This window comes from Candidatus Binataceae bacterium (genome assembly GCA_035294265.1).
In the GTDB taxonomy this organism is placed as follows: domain Bacteria; phylum Desulfobacterota; class Binatia; order Binatales; family Binataceae; genus DATGLK01.
This window is the reverse complement of sequence record DATGLK010000062.1, coordinates 1-17,940: the sequence shown is the minus strand read 5'-3', so window position 1 is coordinate 17,940 and position 17,940 is coordinate 1. Positions and strand designations below refer to the sequence as shown.

The window sequence follows — 17,940 nt, the reverse complement described above, 5'->3', positions numbered from 1 at the left end:
CCCAACTCACGCGGTCTCGGCGGCTTTTTGGTAAACCAGCAGTGGTGGTTCTTTTTGACTGACAACCTCCTCCGAAATTAAAACTTCCTTGATGTTGGGCTGCGAGGGAATGTCGTACATCACGTCCAGCATGATGTTCTCCATGATTGCGCGCAGGCCGCGCGCCCCGGACTTGCGCTTAAGTGCCTCGCGGGCGATCGCGCGCAGCGCCCCCTGGGTGAACTTCAGATGGACGTTCTCCATGTCGAACAGTTTCTGGTATTGGCGCACCAGCGCGTTTTTGGGTTCGGTCAGGATCCGCACCAGGGCGTCTTCTTCCAGCTCGGAGAGCGTGGCGATCACCGGCAGGCGGCCGACGAATTCGGGAATCAAGCCGAACTTGAGCAGGTCTTCCGGTTGCACGTCAACCAGCAACTCGGAAATCGTCTTGGCCGCCCGATGGCTCAGGTCGGCGCGAAAACCCATGGTCTTGCCCGCCAGTCGGCGCCGAACGATATCCTCCAGGCCGACAAACGCTCCGCCGCAGATGAACAGGATGTTAGTGGTATCGACCTGTAAAAATTCCTGCTGGGGATGTTTGCGACCGCCCTTGGGCGGCACACTGGCGGTGGTGCCCTCGATGATTTTCAGCAGCGCCTGCTGTACCCCTTCGCCCGATACGTCGCGCGTGATCGAAGGGTTGTCGCCCTTACGCGCGATCTTGTCGATCTCGTCGATATATACGATCCCGCGCTGGCAGCGCTCGATATCGTAATCGGCGTTTTGCAGCAGCGACAGGATGATGTTCTCCACGTCTTCGCCGACGTAGCCCGCCTCGGTTAGCGACGTGGCATCGGCAATGGTAAAGGGCACTTGCAGAAAGCGGGCCAGGGTTTGGGCGAGCAGAGTCTTGCCTACTCCAGTGGGTCCAATCAGCAGAATGTTGGACTTCTGCAGTTCGACGTCGCCGGTCACCATCTGCGAATCGATTCGCTTGTAGTGGTTATGCACCGCTACCGACAGGATCTTCTTGGCCCGGTCCTGGCCAATTACATACTGGTCCAGCACCCGCTTGATCTCGGCCGGTTTGGGCACCGTCGAGCTCTGGCTGAAGGCCTCCTCGCCGTCGCTTTCTTCGGCAATGATATCGTTGCACAGGTCGATGCACTCGTCGCAGATGTAGACGGTCGGCCCGGCGATCAACTTGCGCACTTCGTCCTGGCTCTTGCCACAGAACGAGCAAACCAGGCTGCCGGCGCGATCATCATGCTTGGCCATTATTGCCTCCCGTCCATCCCTTGGAAGGGCCCCGGCTCACGATTACCTCATCCACGATTCCGTATTCAACCGCCTGTTGAGGCCCCATGAACAAATCACGGTCGGTGTCTTTTTCGATCTTGCGCAAGCTCTGCCCGGTGTGGTGCACGAAAATGTTGTTGATAGCCTCGCGCAAACGCAGAATTTCCCGCGCCTGGATGTCCAGATCGGTGGCCTGGCCCTGCGCTCCGCCCAGAGGCTGATGGATCATGATGCGGGAATGGGGCAGGGCGTAGCGCCGTCCGCTCTGGCCCGCGGCTAACAGCACTGCGCCCATGCTGGCCGCCTGACCCAGACACAGCGTCGACACGGGCGGCCGAATAAACTGCATGGTGTCGTAAATTGCCAAGCCGGCGGTCACGGAACCGCCTGGCGAGTTAATGTAGAAGGAGATTTCCTTCTCAGGATCTTCGGATTCTAGAAACAGGAACTGTGCGGTAATCAAGTTGGCGACGTCATCATTGACTTCTGTCCCCAGAAACACGATCCGGTCGCGTAGTAAACGCGAATATATATCGTACGAGCGCTCTCCACGACCGGTCTGCTCGATAACGATTGGGACCAGGTTGCTCATAAGGGCACTATACCCGGCACCGCTACCGTAGCGTGCGCCGCCATGCCGCCAGCCTCGTAATGAATTCTATCCAGTTTAAAATTCATGGGCAACATCGCAAATACCTTTGGCCGCCTTATCAAAGCTCAGCTTAGTCGCCCTCCGCCGCTGTGTCTTTTGCTTGGTGCGCGGCGGTCTCCGCGCTTGCTTGCGCGGATGCGTCCTCAAGTGCACTGGCTCGCGTAAACAGCATCGCGCTGGTCTTTTCACGGCGCAGTGCCCGGCGCAGTTCGGCGCGATTGTTTTCCTCGGCGTAGTACTTGCCCGCCCGTTCTCGTGCCGCGCCCGAGGAGGACACAATCTCGCCCACCGCGCGAGCCAACTCTTCGTCTTCTACCACCACCTGTTCCTGCTCGGCGATCGCGTCGAGTACCAGCGCGGTGTGGGCGCGCTTGAGGGCGCGTGGCCGCAGTTCGTCACGCTGCTTGCGGGCCTGTTCGTGAGCCTGCTCGGCCGGCATACCGCGGGCCTGGAGCGCCTCGCTCAACTCGCCTTCCAGGACCGCCAGTTCGTGGTTGACTAGCGACTCGGGCACATCGATCGGGTTGCGCTCCAAAATCAGCTCGATCAGACCGTCGCGCGCCTGAGCTTGCGCCTGCCGGCGAGCTTGGGCCAGCAGATCTTCGCGTAGCTTATTGCGTAATTGTGCCAGGTTCTCGTAATCCCCCTGATCCTTAGCGAATTCGTCATCCAGTGGAGCCAGCTCGGCGTGAAAAAGGTCGTGTACGTGCAGTCGCCATTCGATCGCCTTACCCGCCAAATTTTTCTCCTCATAATCAGCCGGATAGCTGCGCTGGCGAGTGGTGTGCTCACCCACTTTGACCCCAACCAGCAGTTGGTCCAGACCGTGCGCTAGCGACTTGTCGGAGATTTTGACCAGTGTGTGGTCCATCTTACTGCCCGCAACCGGCTGCCCCTCGGCATAGGCCTCCAACTCGACCACCGCGAAGTCTTCGTTTTCGACCACCTGGCGACCTTCAACCCGCTTGATCGGTGCCATCTGCTCGCGCATCCGCTGCAGGGCTTGTTCCACCTGCTCCTCGCTGACCTCCGCGGTCGGCGGCTGGACCCGCAACTGCTGGTAGTCCTTGACCTCGATTTGGGGTGCGACGTCGAAGACGGCGCTGAAGCGCAGGACTTTCTTGAGGTCGGTCTCCTCGGTCACGATCTCGGGCGTCACCACCGGCGTTAGGTTCTGCTCGGCCAGGGCCTTGTCGGTATATTCGCGGGTCAGCTTTTGAATGACCTCGGCCCGCACCTGATCGCCGAACATGCGTTCGAGCAAGGGGCGGGGAGCGTGGCCGGGGCGAAAGCCCTTGAGATGGACACTGCGCTTGAGTTCGGCGTAGGAGCGATCGAGCTCGCGGCCGATCTCGTCCGGTTCCAGTTCGATGGTGACCTTGCGGCGTAGGGTTGAAGCGGTTTCGACGTTGACGTTCATATTATTCCGAGCTGTTGAACTAAACACACGCGCCGGCAGCCGATCAACCGCCTGCCCCGTGGCGCTTGGGTCTTAGCTGGGCAGTTTAGCGAACCGCGCACCTCGCGGCGAGCGCCCGGACGGGCGCAAGATGCGCCAAGATGCTAGACATAAATGGGCAAACCTCGTAGGCTTTCGCGGCAACACTTCGGTCTTGAGATTCGCCGCACTTCCCTATATGCATCAGCGGCTGCACTGGAGCCGAATCTATCTTGGAGGGTGGTCCCGAATCGCATCTATGGGAGCGTTAAACAACAATGAGTGAGGCAAGCATTATCCTGCCGGCGCTGTCCGGTACCCAGGTCCTGATCCTGTGGCTGGTTCTAATCTCCGCCCTAGTGGCCCTCGGTTATGGCCTGTTCCTGGTACGGATCGTTCTGGCCGCCGATCCAGGACCCAAATCGATGACGGACGTGGCCGAAGCGGTGGAAATCGGTGCAATGGCTTATTTGCGCCGCCAGGTCCGAACCATGCGCTGGTTCGTGTTGGCGATCACCGTGGCCTTGTTCCTGATGTACCGTCATGTTTACAGCGGCCTGGAGCTGCCGGTGGGAATCGCAGTGGCCTTCCTGATGGGAGTCAGTGCGTCCTACGGCGCCGGCTTCGTGGGGATGTGGCTGGCGGTCAAAGGTAACGTGCGCAGCGCCAACGCCGCACTCACCAGCTTCAAGGACGCGATGGAGCTGGCCTTCAAGGCGGGCGGGGTCTCGGGTATGTTCACCGTGGGCCTGGGGCTGCTGGGCGCTACCATTATCTTTCTGATCTTTCGCGAAAACGCGATGAAGGTCCTGGTCGGCTTTGGCTTTGGCGGCTCGCTGGCCGCGCTTTTTATGCGCGTGGGTGGCGGTATTTTCACCAAGGCTGCCGATGTTGGCGGGGATCTGGTGGGCAAGGTCGAAGCCGGCATTCCCGAGGACGATCCCCGCAACGCTGCGACGATCGCCGACAACGTCGGTGATAACGTCGGCGATTGCGCCGGGATGGCGGCCGACGTCTTCGAATCCTACGAGGTCACGTTGGTCGCTGCCATCATCCTGGCGGCTTATGCCCTGGGCGAAAGCGATTTTCTGCGCGCCTACGGTGCGATGGCCGGAGCCTTTGCCCTCAAGCTAATCATTTTCGCCTTGATCTTGCGTGCAGTTGGCGTCTTCTCCTCGATTATCGGCATCATGGCCGTGCGAGTTCCAGCCGGCACCGCAATGCGCGATCCGATGAAGCCCATCGTGCAGGGTTACATGGTTTCGGCCGCCGTCTCGATCGTGGGCTTCTTCATCGTCAACTACGTCTATATGACCGATCCTCGCACGGGGGCGCCGGACTGGCGCTTTGCGGTTACCGCTTCGGTTGGAATCGTGCTGGCGGTCGTGACCCTGTGGCTGACCAACTATTTCACCCACCCCGATTACGGTCCGACCACGGAATGCGCAACCGCGGCCAAGACTGGACCTGCCACCTTGATCCTGTCGGGCATGGCCGAGGGGATGGAATCCTCAGTGTGGGCGCTGGTGACGATCGCTATCTCAATCGTGCTGGCGATGATCATTTTCCGCGACTCGCTGGCCTTGCAGTTCTATGGAATCGCGCTGACAGGCCTGGGCCTGCTGACCACTACCGGCTTCATCCTGGCGATGGACACCTACGGCCCGATCACCGACAACGCCCATGGAATTTTCGAGATGGGTGGGGTACACCAAGAAGAAGCCTCGCGTACGCTGTCGTGGATGGACGCGATTGGCAACACCACCAAGGCGCTGACCAAGGGGCTGGCAATCGCAACCGCGGTGCTGGCTGCGGTCTCGCTGTTCCGCTCCTTTATCGATGAAGCCCATCTGGGGAAGATCGGAGTGCAGATCAATTCGCCCACCGTGTTTGTGGGGCTGCTGATAGGAGGCGCGGTACCGTTTCTGTTCAGCTCCTTCGCCATCAAAGCTGTGGGACGGGCGGCCTACCAGGTCGTCAACGAAGTCCGGCGCCAGTTCCGCGAGCATCCCGGAATCATGGAGTACAAGGAAAAGCCCGATTATAGCCGCTGCGTGGATATCGTCACGGCCAGTGCGCAGAAGGAGCTCCTAGGTCCGGGCATCCTGGCGGTGTTCGCGCCCCTGCTGGTCGGCTTCGGGCTTAATGCGGCGGCCCTGGGCGGTTTTCTTGGCGGGACCATCCTGACCGGACAACTACTGGCGGTGTTCATGTCCAACGCCGGTGGGACCTGGGATAACGCCAAAAAGAAGATTGAGGACGGTTACCTGGGCGGTAAGGGCACCGACGTGCACAAGGCCGCAGTGGTGGGCGACACGGTCGGCGATCCATTCAAGGATACTGCAGGCCCGGCACTCAACCCGATGATCAAAGTGATGAACCTGGTCGGGATCCTGGCCGCGCCCTTTGCGCCCGAAACGCTGGGTCACATAACCACCGGCCGGGTGGTTGTGATTGTTGTTTCCATCGCCTTGCTGGCATTAGCAGTCGCGCTCTCCAAGCGCGGTTCGATCGCGGACGAGAGCGAGGCCAGCGGCGCCACCAAAGTGGCGGCCTGAGCGGTACACCCTGGTAGGCGGTGCCGCGTGCGCCGCCTACCATCAGTTCTTTGGTCGGTTGCCCCCCGGACGGGCGCGCGTGATAATCACTTCGATGAGTACCGCTTCGGTTGCCCCGTTGCGGCCTGCGCCGCACGCTGTCACGCGCGACGCCGTGGTCGCACGCCAGGTTGACTTCTCCTACGCTACGCGGCCTGCCTTACGCGAAGTGAGCTTTACTATCGCCGAGGGTGAAATTTTCGCCTTTCTGGGCCCTAACGGCGGAGGGAAGACCACTCTTTTCCGCCTGTTATCCACCCTGGTTGCGATGCAAACCGGTGAAGTGCTGATGCTTGGCTGCGATCTAGCCTCCCAGGCGGCGCAGATCCGACTGCGCCTGGGTGTGGTCTTTCAGCATCCCAGTCTGGACGACAAATTGACCGTGCGCGAGAACCTGATTCACCACGGCCATCTATATGGCCTGTCGGGCGCGAGTCTGGCCGCACGCGCGACGGAATTGCTTACCCGCATGGGTCTGGCCGAGCGTGCTCGTGATTTGGTCGAGACGCTTTCCGGCGGTTTGCAGCGGCGCACCGAATTGGCCAAGGCGCTGCTCCATCGTCCCAGCTTGCTGCTGCTCGACGAGCCCAGCACCGGTCTGGATCCGACCGCGCGCCGCGAATTCAACGATTACTTGTGCGAATTGCGTGATCGCGAAGGGGTAACCATCGTGCTGACCACCCATTACATGGAAGAGGCTGAGCGTGCCGACCGGGTGGCCATTCTGGACGACGGCCGGCTGGTCGCGCTCGCCTCTCCGCTCGAGCTCAAGAATTCCGTGGGAGGCGACGTCGTGGTGGTGCGCGCGGCCGAACCCCAAAGCCTCCTGCCCCGGCTCAACCACAGTCTGGGTGTGCAAGCCCAATTGGTCGATGGCGCGATCCGGCTTGAACGTCGCGACGGCCATCGTCTGGTCAGCAATATTATCGATAGCTTCGGTGCTGAGGTTCAGAGCATAGCTTTTGGTAAGCCTACGCTGGAGGATGTCTTTGTGCACCTGACCGGGCGGCGCTTTCGCGCTGGCGAGGTAGGGTAGGGCGATGCCGCTGGCGATGCTACAAATTGGCACGCTGTGGCAGCGCGAGCTGGTGCGGTTTTTGCGCCAGCGCAGCCGAGTGATTGGAGCGTTTCTTCAACCGCTTGTGTTCTGGTTGTTGCTCGGAATGGGGCTCAACGCTTCTTTTCATCCCGCCGGGTTGCCGCGAGGGGTCAGCTACATTGAATATTTCTATCCCGGGGTAATTGCGCTGGTCCTGTTGTTTACCGCGATTTTCGCCACTATTTCCACCGTCGAAGATCGTAAGACAGGTTTTTTGCAGGGAGTGCTGGTCGCGCCTATTGCGCGCTGGTCCGTGGTGATGAGCCAGGCTCTAGGCGGCACCACGCTGGCGCTGATGCAGGGGGTGATTTTTCTCTGCTTGGCGCCGCTGGCTGGAATCGCCCTTAGCGCCAGCGCGGTGGCCTTGGTCATCATTATGATGGCGCTGGTTGGCTTTGCGCTAACCAATATCGGCTTGGTCATCGCTTGGCGAATTCAATCCACCCAGGGCTTCCACGCCATCATGAATCTCATCCTCATTCCAATCTGGTTGCTCTCCGGCGCTTTTTTCCCCGCCTCCGGAGCCCCGGGCTGGCTACGATGGACGATGCGCTTGGATCCGCTCACTTACGGTATGGCCGCCTTGCGCCAGAGCTTGTATTTGGCTAACCCGCGCGCGGCCGGATCGCTGCCGGCCCTGGCCGCTTCGGCTTTGATTACGCTGGCCTTTGCGCTCGTCACCTATTTGGCCGCGCTCGGCGTGGCCTACCGGGCGGCCGCCACCTGAGCCTCACCCGGGCGAGGCCGCTGCTCAGGCTACAGGTAGCGAAATACTTGCGTCCAAAAGGAATCGTGCAATGCGCTTGATGCATACGATGTTGCGAGTCAACGATCTGGATCAGTCACTGCGTTTTTATTGCGAGGTGTTGGGCATGAAGCTGCTGCGGAAACAGGACTATCCTGGCGGCCGCTTTACCCTGGCCTTCGTAGGCTACGGCGAGATCGCCGACAGCAGCGTGGTGGAACTCACCTACAACTGGGATCAGCACGATTACCAGTTAGGCACTGCGTTTGGTCATCTGGCGTTGGGCGTGGCAGACATCTACGGGATGTGCGAGCGGCTCAAACGCGACGGTGTCAAGGTGGTCCGAGAGCCTGGTCCGATGCGCCATTCCAACAGCAGCGGTGGCGGCGGCTCGGTCATTGCTTTTATCGAGGATCCGAACGGCTATCGCATAGAGCTGATTCAGGAAGCCCAGCAGAGCGCGCAGTAGCTGAAGTCCTGACAATCCGGGGGACCGGCCATGCGGTTGCTATCGACGCCGTATGATCGCACAGTGCTGCTTGGCGCCGATCCTAGCGGCGCCAAGTACCACGACTTTGATGCATCATCTGAACCCCACTGAGATTGAGCTGCTGCTTCAGCAATGGGGCTACGTGGGAATCTTTGCCTGCGTCTTGCTGGGCAATATCGGTATTCCGCTGCCCGAGGAAAGCGTTGTGTTGGCGGCGGGATTTTTGGCTGGCCGCGAAATCCTTGGCCTCAAGACGGTCATTTTGGTCGCCTTCACCAGCGCTGTGATCGGCGACAACCTCGGCTACTTGCTGGGTCGCACCGGTGGCAGGCGAGTGCTGATCCGTGTGGGCCAAATGCGCAAAGGGATGCGCCGGCGCTACCTGCGCTTTCGACTGTTCTTTCGCGCCCACGGCGATAAGGCCGTGCTGATCGCTCGCTTCGTGGCCGGCTTGCGCTTCATCGCAGGGCCGATGGCGGGAGCGATGAGGATGCGGTTTTGGCGGTTTCTGTTCTTCAACGTCCTGGGTGCCGCGCTTTGGTGTACCACGATCAGCTACCTGGGCTTTGTCCTGGGCGATCAATGGGAGCGCTTCGCCGCCTTTGCCCGTCACACCGGCAACTGGCTGATGATCGCCGCGGCGATTGCGGTGCTAGCCCTTGTGCTGGGGCCAGCGTGGTTGCGCCAGCGTCCACTGCGGACCCCGGTCAAGCGCGCGCTGTGAGGCATGCTAGGCGAGCAGCTATTGCGGCTCCCGCGCTGGCTGGGCTGGAGCCCGGGAACGGCGCGCTGCGGCCTCGATGTATTTGAGGCTGACTGGAGATAGGTCGTCCATCGCCAGCCGGGCCTCGATTAGGGCGAAGCTCTCTCCCTTGTGGGCTTCTTCTAAGGCCTGCTGCAGTTCGCCGACGGTGTTGGCCAAGAATCCCCGCCCGCCCCAGTCCTGCCCCAGCTTGGCATAGGGCCAGGATGGGATGGCGAGCAGGTCGGGCCGTTCGACGACGGGACGAAAAATCTGCCAGCCGCCATTGTTGATCACCACCACGATCGGGTTGAGCCTGAGCAGTGGGGCATGAGCAATCTCCATCCCGGTCATCTGAAAGGCGCCGTCGCCCACCATCACCAGCGGGCGTTGCTTGACCCCCAACTGCAGGCCGAGCGCGGCGGGTACCGAAAAACCCATCGAGGCGTAAAAGCCCTGGGCTAGATAGAGCCCACCGTTGGGTACCCGTATATCCATTCCGGCGAACAGCATGTCGCCGGAGTCGGCGATTACCGCATAGCCCGCGTGTTGCGCCAGAAAGTCATTGACCGTGCGCAACAGGTCGCGCACGCGCAGCGGGGATCTGGGCAACGCCGGCTCACCTTGGAGGTTGTCGGCGTAGTACACGGGCTCGTGCCGAGGCTTGAAGTCCTGGCGCAACAGCTCGCGTACGAAATCGCGAATGCCTACCTCGGTATAGCTGTGGAAGCGGATATCGACCCGATGCTCGGCGGCCCACACCGTGCGTTCATAATTGATATGGGGTGGGCGGTTGCCGTAGTTCATGTCGGTGCGCTCGCATCCCAGATTCAGCATCAGATCGGCCGCTTTGAGGCGCTCCACGATTGGCGGTGCGCTTAGTTCGCCAATTTGGACTCCCATAAACAAGGGGTGGTCCATGGGAAAGGCGCCCTTGGCCAGGAACGTGCTGAGCACGGGCGCCCCCAGCCGCTCGGCCAGAGTCAAGATCTCGCGCTCCAGTTTGTAGCGTCTGGTTTCGATCCCCACCACCAGTATTGGCTGGCGGCTGGCGTTCCACAGCGCGGCGGTCTCGCGTGCGGCTTCCTGCACGCGATGGCTGTTGGTGGTGGCGGGAAAGTGCAGTCGGCCGTCCCATTCGCCAAGCTCCGCGGGCACTTCAATTTCGCGGTCGACCATGTCGCGGTGGATCTCGATATAGCCCGGCCGCTGCTCGGCCCAGACCGCTTTGACCACGGCGTGCAGATCTTCGGCCGCCGTGCGCGGGTTGGTCAGCACCGCGGCCGAGCAGGTGACCTCCTTGAAAATGCGCAATTGCGACTCGACCTCGCGCGCCTGATGGTGGATCAGCGTGCCCAGCTTGCGCTCGCCTTCGCCCGGGCCGCCGGAAAAAATCAGCAGCGGGACCCGCTCCGAATAGGCGCCAGCCACGGCGTTGACCAGGTTGTGCCCGCCGGCGCCGTAGGTCACGCAAATCAGTCCGACACGACCAGTGGCCCGCGCATAACCGTCAGCGGCAAAGCCCACCCCGGGCTCGTGTGAGAGGGTGATCATGTGCAGGCCATGCTTGCGGCCCAGTGTAAAAAAGAGCTTGAGGGCCAGGTCGCCCGGAATTCCGAAGACGTGTTCGACTCCCAACTTGCGCAGGTAGGACAGCAAAAAGTCGCCCAGCATCATGTGTCGCTTCATGGCTCGCTCCGTTTCGCGGCGGCTCGATTGTACCAGCGATTTTAGCTGATAGGGACAGGGGGCAATAAAGTGCTAGATTAGAGTTGCAATAAACCTATGACTCTGCGAGATCTTTTCAGACCACATCTGCTCAATCCCTTGCGGCTTTCGCGGCTGATAGCTTATCTGCCACAGTTCGCGCGGCTGTTTTACCTGCTGATGCGGGATGCGCGGGTGGCGGGATGGATCAAGCTCGTGCCGGTCATAGGTTTGGTGATGGCGGTGGCGCCACCCAATCTCGAATTGGAGATGATACCGATTGTGGGAGAGATGGACTTCCTGTTGATCGTGTTTCTAAGCCTCAAGCTGTTTGTCTGGCTCTGCCCCCCAGAGGTGGTACGTGAGCATGTGGCGCGCATTGCAGCCCGGCGCTAAGGGGCCGCGAATGCGTCCCCGCGTGCTACTTTTCGCCCTAGCCGCGGCGATTGTCGTATTACTGATTGTTCTCGGTCTGGCCGATTCGGTGTTGGTCGACTTCCTGTGGTTTTCTTCGCTGGGCTACCGCGCCGCCTTTACCACCGAACTGGTCGCTAAGATCTTGGTCTTTGTGGCGGTCTTCGTGATTTCGGCCGCCGCGCAGTGGCTGAGCGCCAGCGTCGCGCTCGGCGCCTCGCCCGAGCGCGAGCGGTTGCGAATCGTGCGCTATCCCGAGGATCTGGCGCGCGTCAGCTTGCCCGAGGTGATTCGCTCGCTGGGTGATCGGGTGCCCTGGCGACTGTTGATTGTGGGCGTCTCGCTGCTGTTGGCCATCTTCGTGGCGGCAGGCGAGGCCGCCAACTGGGACGTCTATCTCAAGGGTATCTATGGAGTGCGCTTCGGTCGGACCGAACCGGCTTTCCATAAGGACATCGGATTTTATCTCTTTACCTTGCCTTGGCTGGACGACCTGCGCGACCTGTTTCTGCTTCTGGTTGTCTTGGTCGCGGCGGTCAGCGCGGGGGTGTATTGGGCCCGTGGAGCGCTGGATTTTCAGGAGGCTCCGCCACGCATCAGCGGCTCGGCGGTCGCGCATTTTTCCGTCCTGTTGGGGATATTCTTCCTTCAGCGCGCGCTGTCCTATTGGCTTGCCCGCTTTGACCTGCTCTTCCATAGCGATGGCGTGGTCTTTGGCTTTCGCTATATCGACGACGTGCTGTGGCGTCCGGGTTACTGGCTGCTGGTGGCGCTAGCACTGCTGGCTGCCGGCTTATGCTTGGCCAATGCTCAAAGCCGCGGTGCGCGCCGGTTGGTAATGGCGGTCGTCGTCGTGTTCGTGCCCGCGGTGGTCCTCAACCTGCTCCAGCCGGTGATCGAGAGCCTGTGGGTCAAACCCGACGAACTGCGCATCGAGCGTCCCTATTTGATCAACAATATCGCGCTTACCCGGCGTGCCTACAAACTGGACGGAATCGACGTGGTCCCCTTCAAGACCACGGGCATCCTCACCGCAGCCAGCTTGCGCAAGGATTCTCCGACCATCAAGAACATCCGCTTGTGGGATCCTCGCCCGCTGCTGGCGACCTACCGGCAATTGCAGGAGATTCGGCTTTACTACGATTTTCGCAATGTCGCGGTTGATCGTTACGAGATTCAAAACCGATATTCCGAGGTGATGTTGGCGGCACGCGAGCTGTCGACCTCGCTGCTGCCCGATAACGCCCAGACCTGGGTCAATCAACACCTGAAGTTCACCCATGGCAGCGGAATCGTGATGAGCCCAGTCAACGCCAAGGATCGCGAGGGTCTACCGCTGTTCTATCTTAAGAATATTCCTGCGATCTCCGACGTCGGCCTTACGATCCAGCAGCCGGGGATTTATTTCGGCCAGGAGCCGAGCAATTACGTGGTGGTGAAGGCGAACACGCCCGAGTTTGACTATGCGCGCGGGGCTGATAACGTCTTCGGCTATTATCAAGCCGATGCCGGTATCAGGATCGACCGACTCTGGCGCCGCCTGCTCTTCAGTTACTATTATCACGATCTCAATCTGCTGGTGACCACCACCTTGACCCCGCAGAGTACTATCCTGATCCGGCGTAACATCCAGGATCGGCTCCAGCGATTGGCGCCCTTCCTGATCCAGGATCGCGACCCATATATAGTGCTTCACGACGGTCGTCTGTCGTGGATCATCGATTGCTACACGACCAGCGATCATTTCCCTTATTCCCAGCGCAACGCCGACGGTATCAACTATATTCGCAATTCTATCAAGGCGGTGATCGACGCTTACACCGGCCAAACCACGTTGTATGTGGCCGATCCCCAGGATCCAGTAATTCGGACCTGGGAGCGAATTTTCCCTCGGCTGTTTCGCCCGCTCTCGGCGATGCCCGCCGAGCTGCACGCTCACATCCGTTATCCCGAGGACATGTTCTTGGTTCAGGCCGACATCTATTCCACCTATCACATGGTGGATCCGCAGGTCTTCTACAATAAAGAAGACCTGTGGGGCTTTCCGCGCGAGAATTACGGCGGAGACACTGGTCCGATGTCGCCCTATTACGTCATCATGCGCCTGCCCGGGATGCCCCACGAGGAGTACATCCTGATGCTGCCGATGGTGCCGCAGGGGCGCGACAACATGATCTCATGGTTGGCCGCGCGCTGCGACGGCGACGAATACGGCCATCTGATCGAGTATGAGTTCTCCAAGGATCAACTTATCTACGGGCCTTACCAGATCCAGGCTCGCATCAATCAGGCACCCGAGATCTCCCGGCAAATCTCGCTGTGGAATCAGATGGGATCGCGGGTGGTGCTGGGTAACCTGCTGGTGATCCCGATCGAAGACTCGCTGCTCTATGTCGAGCCGCTTTACCTACGCGCCGAAAACGGCCAACTGCCCGAATTGCAACGAGTGATCGCCGCATACAGCGATCGAGTCGTAATGGGCGACAATCTGGAGCGCACCTTGGCCGATTTATTCGAAAATGGCCAATCCGCCTTGCCCGCAGTAGTCGAAGCGGCGCCGCCGCCGTCGGTGCCCCAAGCCGCAGCGCCGGTGGTTGCTGCTAGTTCAACTCAGGCCGCAGCCGCTTACGACGCGGCGCTCAAGGCGCTGCGCAACGGCGATTGGACCACCTTTGGCGCGCAGATGCAGCGCCTAGGGCGGGCCTTGGGCAATCGCTGATCGAAGGGCGCCAGTCAGCATTTTTGAACCTGCCTCCGGTCAGTTTTATCACGCCTGACAATCCCACTGGTTGACCCCGGAGCCGCGCGAGCTAACATCACGCGGTCCGGGGACAAGTCAACATCTGGCCGACCGGGCGCCGGCCTCCGATGCCCGCTAATTCGGGGGCGTACTGGTGCGGGGTGAGCGAATCGCGCAAGAGCATTAGCCTGGTTCTGGTTGACGACCAACGCCTGTTTCGCGAATCGCTCCAGGCCTTGCTCCATTCGCAAGGCTTCAAGATACTCGCCCACTGCGGCGATGCTCGGGAAGGATCGGAGTTGATCGCGCGGCTGGCACCGGACATCGCTCTGCTGGATATCGATCTGCCGGGCCTTAACGGTCTCCAGGCGGCTTACCGGATCGCCCGGCGTACGCCACGCACCAAAATCCTGATTCTCAGCCAATACGCTGACGAAGAGTACTTGCTGCAGGCTCTGCTGGAGGTCAAGGTAGCTGGCTATCTGCTCAAGAGCGATGCCCCAAGTGAATTGTTTGGCGCCCTGCAAACCGTAGCGGCAGGCAAGCGTTATCTAAGCCCGGCGGTGACTCCCGCGATTCTCGATCGCTTGTCCGCTACCACCCCGGGCAGGCGGAGCGAGGCCTTATCTCGCCGCGAGCAGGAGATTTTGAGTCTTATCGCACAGGGGGCGACCGCCAAAATGATCGGACAGAAGCTTCAGATCAGCCCCAAAACGGTCCAGGCCCACCGCACTCACTTGGCGGAAAAGCTGCGATTGCATTCAACCGCCGACCTGGTCCGCTACGCCCTCAAGCACAAGCTGGTGCGCATTGCCTAGCTGGCGTCGAACGGGTTTCAGGGGACGGCGGGAAACTGGTAGACCGGCTCGCTACCGTCGGGCGAAGCCGTAGCTGGCAACACGCTCATGTTGCGGCAATAAGCTGTGCCAGTGTTGAGGTTGCTGTAAAAACCCAGCCGGCAAGCGAAGGTTACGTTTGCTCCACCGGGTGGAACGTTGAGATAGAAGCCCACCGGCTGCCAGTCGTTGGTCCCGGTGAGTGATTGAGATAGGAACCATCCTTCTAGGACACTGATATTGGCGCCGACCGCGCCTTTGCCCACGTTGTCGGTCTTGATTTCCGCGGTTAAATGGTAAAGTCCGGCGTCAAGTTGTAAGGTTTGGACCCAACGCGCATCGTCTGGCGCGCTATTGCTGACCTCCAACTCGGCCGGCTGCGATTGGGAGAGCCATTGGAGCGTGCCCTGATACTTGGAGTTGGGTTGACCCTGCAGCCAGCTCTGCCCGACCCAGTCGGTGGGCGAATTGCCGCTGCCCTGGCTGAGGTCGGGGTTGAGCAGAAGATTTTCCTGGGCCCGGGTGAGCGCGGGCCAACCCAAGGTGACTGCCAGCGCCAAAAACGCGATTCCACCCGTAGTTTTTCGCATCGTCTCACCTGCCGCCGAGATATTCCGCTTCGATTGTACCCGCAATCGGTTTGGCGAACACGGCGTTTACTTCACTCCATCATGGGCACCCCGGCGTAAAAAATTATCGCGGCAGGCATATTTTGCCTTCAGGCCGTGCTCGCCATGTCGGTGCGTCGCTCACCACTGCCGCGGTGCAAAACGTCGGCGCGAGCTTAGCCTAGATGCTGGCGGAAGAAGCTGAGCATGCGCGGCCAGGCATCTTTGGCGGAAGCTTCGTGATAAGCGCCGCGCGCCGGATTTTCGCACATGAAGCCATGGCCGGCCTCCGGATAGACCCGCACCTCGACCTGCTTCCCCAACTGCTTGGCCCGGGCGCCGATAGTCTCGCCGTCGCTGAGCGGAATGTGAGGGTCTTGGCCGGCGAAGAAGGCGATCATCGGAGCGCGCAAGTTAGCCAGGTAGTCGATCGCAGGTGCGGCTCCGGGTTGGGCGGCTCGCAAAATGCCGCCGCCGTAAAACGAAATTGCGCCATTCAGGGTGGAATTACGGCAGGCGGTCAGGAAAGCGATCCGTCCGCCCATGCAAAAGCCGACCACCCCGACTTTGCCGTTGGACAATGGATGGTCCTTGACGAAATCGATCGTCGCGCTCATGTCGCGCACGATGCCATCGTCAGTCAGCGTAGCGGCCAGCTTCAGGGCCTCGGGCAGATGGCCGTAGGGGAGGGTTTGAGGGCCCGGGATGCGAAAATATAGGTTGGGCGCGATCGCGACAAAGCCCTGCTCGGCGAACTGATTGGAGGTGTGCCGGATATCATCGCTCAGTCCGACCACCTCCATCGTGACCACCACCGCCGGGTAGCGGCCTGGAGTTTTGGGATGGGCTAGGTAACAGCCCATCTTTTCCTGGCCGCTAGCAATTTGAATTTCCTGCCCGACTATTTCCATCACCGCCCTCCTTGGATCGGGCCGGCCATCCGGCCGGGCCTCTTCACGCAGGCCGCTTTAAGCACGCCGCTAGCTGAGGTTGCGTTTGAAGAATTCCACCGCTCGCGCCCACGCCTCCTTGGAATGGGTGGGGTGGAAGGAGGGACGCTCGTCGCACATGAAGCCGTGGTCGGCATCGGGGTACAGCACGACCTCGACATTCTTGCCGGCGCGCTGGGTTTCGACGCGGAATTTTTCCACGTCGGCGGCCGGGATAAAGGCATCCTTGCCCCCGAAAAAAGCCAGCACCGGAGCGCGCAACTGGTTGACGTACTCGATCGGTGCCTTGCGTCCGGCTTGAGCCGTCACCATCCCGCCGCCGTAAAAGGGGACGGCTGCGTCAACTGCGCTGTTCCGGCAGGCGGTCAGGAAGGTGATTCGGCCGCCCATGCAGAAACCGACCACCCCTACCTTCGGGGCGACATCCTTTTGTGTCTTGAGATAGTTGATGCAGGCACCCATGTCGGCAACTACCTGATCGTCGTTAAGCGAAGCCGCCAGTTTGAATGCCTCAGGCATCTCGCTGTAGCCGACCACGTTCTTGCCGGGCACGCGAAAGTATAAGTGGGGTGCCAGGGTAACGAAGCCTTCGCTGGCGAAGCGGTCGGCCAGCTTGCGGATATTATCATTGAGGCCGAAAACCTCCATCACCACCACCAGCGCCGGGTAGGGGCCACCGCTGGTCGGGCGCGCGATGTGACAAGACATCCGCTCCTGGCCAGTGGGAATTTCAATCTCCTGTTTGACGATTTCCATCGCGAACCATCTCCTCGACGTTGTTTTTGTGATGCGGGCGCCAGACATACGCCTGGGCGGCTGGTTAAGCTCTTTGGTTTTCGCACAGTTCAACACCCTGCTCAAGCCGGGTTGTGGCGCGATATCGGCAGCGAGGGGCCCGTGCTTTCCTTTCGCTGTCGGCGTGTCCGGTGATTAATTCCATCGTTTTCGCCGCCAAGGGCGCAAGATGAGCGAAGGGTTGAATCCTGCGAGGTCGTGATTTTCTCAAAGTCACACCTGGTCAGACCGGCCGGATTGCAATCGTGTTCGATTCGGTAGTCGAAGAAGACACAACCCTTGCCACCGTCGCTTATGCCAGCGGCGATCTCGGCAGCACAGACATTTCCTAAGGTATCGCCAGCTGAAGATGCCCTCATAAACCTTCCGTCCCGTCCTCCCGTCCCGTCCTCGCCAATTGCGTGGGGATAGTTCGCCCGGCCAACTGGTGCGCGGTGGCATCGAGGCTTGTCGAAGCTCATATTACTGATATAATGCTGATGTTTGATATTTATTGCAGATTATAATAATAATCAATTGTTAAAACTTTGGTGAGCCAGTCTTAATTAATAAGTAAACTCTAACGATGTATTTAGATGATAGTAATTAGATTTAGCATAAATAAAATCGATTAGCATATCTAGCTACCGCAGGGCTAAGGCGGGACCGGGGGAGACCTTTAGGATGCCAAAAGAGCGTGCGGGGATTAAATCGGCCGGTGCCGTGGCCTTGTTGTTCAGCGTCATCGGGGGATTTGTGTTGTGTGGCGGACTGCAAGCGCATCGGCAGATTGCCGCTGCGGCTTTAGCGGAAAATCCGCCGGTGAGTTATCTGAGCTGGCCGCCGGCTCCGCCGGATATGCAACTCCAC

The 17,940-nt window shown here is 60.1% G+C and carries 16 protein-coding genes; 9 read left to right on the top strand and 7 right to left on the bottom strand.

The genetic code is table 11. The features are described from left to right. Positions 1–6: 6 nt before the first annotated feature. The 3 genes from clpX to tig all read right to left on the bottom strand — a co-directional run bounded on the left by clpX (position 7) and on the right by tig (position 3,350). Positions 7–1,257 carry an ATP-dependent Clp protease ATP-binding subunit ClpX gene (clpX, locus tag VKV28_10495; GenBank protein HLH77224.1) on the bottom strand — a complete coding sequence of 417 codons (1,251 nt, stop codon included), beginning with the start codon at positions 1,255–1,257 and terminating at the stop codon, positions 7–9. Continuing rightward, on the bottom strand, positions 1,244–1,870 hold the full coding sequence (gene clpP, locus VKV28_10490; protein HLH77223.1) for an ATP-dependent Clp endopeptidase proteolytic subunit ClpP: 627 nt from the start codon (positions 1,868–1,870) through the stop codon (positions 1,244–1,246). The genes clpX and clpP overlap by 14 nt, the downstream gene beginning before the upstream one ends. Positions 1,871–2,000: 130 nt before the next feature. After that, a complete protein-coding gene (gene tig / locus VKV28_10485) occupies positions 2,001–3,350 on the bottom strand; it encodes a trigger factor (GenBank protein ID HLH77222.1) in 1,350 nt (449 codons plus the stop codon). A gap of 296 nt (positions 3,351–3,646) precedes the next feature. Here tig and VKV28_10480 point away from each other — a divergent pair, with 296 nt between their 5' ends. The 5 genes from VKV28_10480 (at position 3,647) to VKV28_10460 (ending at position 9,023) form a co-directional block, all read left to right on the top strand. Next, positions 3,647–5,926 (top strand): sodium-translocating pyrophosphatase, encoded by a 2,280-nt coding sequence (locus VKV28_10480; protein ID HLH77221.1) that lies wholly within the window; start codon positions 3,647–3,649, stop codon positions 5,924–5,926. Between the two features lie 94 nt (positions 5,927–6,020). Beyond that, complete coding sequence (locus VKV28_10475; protein ID HLH77220.1) at positions 6,021–7,001, top strand: ATP-binding cassette domain-containing protein; 981 nt, start codon at positions 6,021–6,023, stop codon at positions 6,999–7,001. 4 nt (positions 7,002–7,005) lie between these two features. After that, the gene (locus tag VKV28_10470) at positions 7,006–7,791 is read left to right on the top strand and encodes an ABC transporter permease (GenBank protein ID HLH77219.1); all 786 of its coding nucleotides are present in this window, start codon (positions 7,006–7,008) and stop codon (positions 7,789–7,791) included. 70 nt (positions 7,792–7,861) lie between these two features. Beyond that, the gene (gloA, locus tag VKV28_10465; GenBank protein ID HLH77218.1) at positions 7,862–8,278 is read left to right on the top strand and encodes a lactoylglutathione lyase; all 417 of its coding nucleotides are present in this window, start codon (positions 7,862–7,864) and stop codon (positions 8,276–8,278) included. A 109-nt stretch (positions 8,279–8,387) separates the two neighbouring features. Continuing rightward, the gene (locus VKV28_10460) at positions 8,388–9,023 is read left to right on the top strand and encodes a DedA family protein (protein HLH77217.1); all 636 of its coding nucleotides are present in this window, start codon (positions 8,388–8,390) and stop codon (positions 9,021–9,023) included. Positions 9,024–9,041: 18 nt separating this feature from the next. Here the strand turns inward: VKV28_10460 and VKV28_10455 are convergent, their stop codons facing one another. Continuing rightward, a complete protein-coding gene (locus VKV28_10455; GenBank protein ID HLH77216.1) occupies positions 9,042–10,730 on the bottom strand; it encodes a thiamine pyrophosphate-binding protein in 1,689 nt (562 codons plus the stop codon). 96 nt (positions 10,731–10,826) lie between these two features. On the opposite strand from VKV28_10455, the gene VKV28_10450 reads away from it, so the two are divergent. The 3 genes from VKV28_10450 to VKV28_10440 all read left to right on the top strand — a co-directional run bounded on the left by VKV28_10450 (position 10,827) and on the right by VKV28_10440 (position 14,720). Beyond that, positions 10,827–11,144 (top strand): hypothetical protein, encoded by a 318-nt coding sequence (locus VKV28_10450; protein HLH77215.1) that lies wholly within the window; start codon positions 10,827–10,829, stop codon positions 11,142–11,144. Continuing rightward, on the top strand, positions 11,116–13,881 hold the full coding sequence (locus VKV28_10445; protein ID HLH77214.1) for a UPF0182 family protein: 2,766 nt from the start codon (positions 11,116–11,118) through the stop codon (positions 13,879–13,881). The genes VKV28_10450 and VKV28_10445 overlap by 29 nt, the downstream gene beginning before the upstream one ends. Before the next feature lie 149 nt (positions 13,882–14,030). After that, positions 14,031–14,720, top strand: a complete 690-nt coding sequence (locus VKV28_10440; GenBank protein ID HLH77213.1) for a response regulator transcription factor — start codon at positions 14,031–14,033, stop codon at positions 14,718–14,720. Between the two features lie 17 nt (positions 14,721–14,737). On the opposite strand, the gene VKV28_10435 is transcribed toward VKV28_10440, so the two are convergent. The 3 genes from VKV28_10435 to VKV28_10425 all read right to left on the bottom strand — a co-directional run bounded on the left by VKV28_10435 (position 14,738) and on the right by VKV28_10425 (position 17,052). After that, complete coding sequence (locus tag VKV28_10435) at positions 14,738–15,328, bottom strand: hypothetical protein (protein ID HLH77212.1); 591 nt, start codon at positions 15,326–15,328, stop codon at positions 14,738–14,740. Positions 15,329–15,522: 194 nt separating this feature from the next. Further along, positions 15,523–16,257 carry a dienelactone hydrolase family protein gene (locus VKV28_10430; protein ID HLH77211.1) on the bottom strand — a complete coding sequence of 245 codons (735 nt, stop codon included), beginning with the start codon at positions 16,255–16,257 and terminating at the stop codon, positions 15,523–15,525. A 69-nt stretch (positions 16,258–16,326) separates the two neighbouring features. After that, positions 16,327–17,052: a dienelactone hydrolase family protein gene (locus VKV28_10425; protein HLH77210.1), complete on the bottom strand. Its 726-nt coding sequence runs from the start codon at positions 17,050–17,052 to the stop codon at positions 16,327–16,329. A gap of 702 nt (positions 17,053–17,754) precedes the next feature. Here VKV28_10425 and VKV28_10420 point away from each other — a divergent pair. Next, positions 17,755–17,940, top strand: a 186-nt coding sequence (locus tag VKV28_10420) for a hypothetical protein (GenBank protein ID HLH77209.1), incomplete at its 3' end; no start/stop codon positions are given.

What these genes read in the sequence shown, in the direction of transcription:
- clpX (HLH77224.1), bottom strand. Translation starts at nt 1,257, where the DNA reads ATGGCCAAGCATGATGATCGCGCCGGCAGCCTGGTTTGCTCGTTCTGT.
- clpP (HLH77223.1), bottom strand. Translation starts at nt 1,870, where the DNA reads ATGAGCAACCTGGTCCCAATCGTTATCGAGCAGACCGGTCGTGGAGAG.
- tig (HLH77222.1), bottom strand. Translation starts at nt 3,350, where the DNA reads ATGAACGTCAACGTCGAAACCGCTTCAACCCTACGCCGCAAGGTCACC.
- VKV28_10480 (HLH77221.1), top strand. Translation starts at nt 3,647, where the DNA reads ATGAGTGAGGCAAGCATTATCCTGCCGGCGCTGTCCGGTACCCAGGTC.
- VKV28_10475 (HLH77220.1), top strand. Translation starts at nt 6,021, where the DNA reads ATGAGTACCGCTTCGGTTGCCCCGTTGCGGCCTGCGCCGCACGCTGTC.
- VKV28_10470 (HLH77219.1), top strand. Translation starts at nt 7,006, where the DNA reads ATGCCGCTGGCGATGCTACAAATTGGCACGCTGTGGCAGCGCGAGCTG.
- gloA (HLH77218.1), top strand. Translation starts at nt 7,862, where the DNA reads ATGCGCTTGATGCATACGATGTTGCGAGTCAACGATCTGGATCAGTCA.
- VKV28_10460 (HLH77217.1), top strand. Translation starts at nt 8,388, where the DNA reads ATGCATCATCTGAACCCCACTGAGATTGAGCTGCTGCTTCAGCAATGG.
- VKV28_10455 (HLH77216.1), bottom strand. Translation starts at nt 10,730, where the DNA reads ATGAAGCGACACATGATGCTGGGCGACTTTTTGCTGTCCTACCTGCGC.
- VKV28_10450 (HLH77215.1), top strand. Translation starts at nt 10,827, where the DNA reads ATGACTCTGCGAGATCTTTTCAGACCACATCTGCTCAATCCCTTGCGG.
- VKV28_10445 (HLH77214.1), top strand. Translation starts at nt 11,116, where the DNA reads ATGTGGCGCGCATTGCAGCCCGGCGCTAAGGGGCCGCGAATGCGTCCC.
- VKV28_10440 (HLH77213.1), top strand. Translation starts at nt 14,031, where the DNA reads ATGCCCGCTAATTCGGGGGCGTACTGGTGCGGGGTGAGCGAATCGCGC.
- VKV28_10435 (HLH77212.1), bottom strand. Translation starts at nt 15,328, where the DNA reads ATGCGAAAAACTACGGGTGGAATCGCGTTTTTGGCGCTGGCAGTCACC.
- VKV28_10430 (HLH77211.1), bottom strand. Translation starts at nt 16,257, where the DNA reads ATGGAAATAGTCGGGCAGGAAATTCAAATTGCTAGCGGCCAGGAAAAG.
- VKV28_10425 (HLH77210.1), bottom strand. Translation starts at nt 17,052, where the DNA reads ATGGAAATCGTCAAACAGGAGATTGAAATTCCCACTGGCCAGGAGCGG.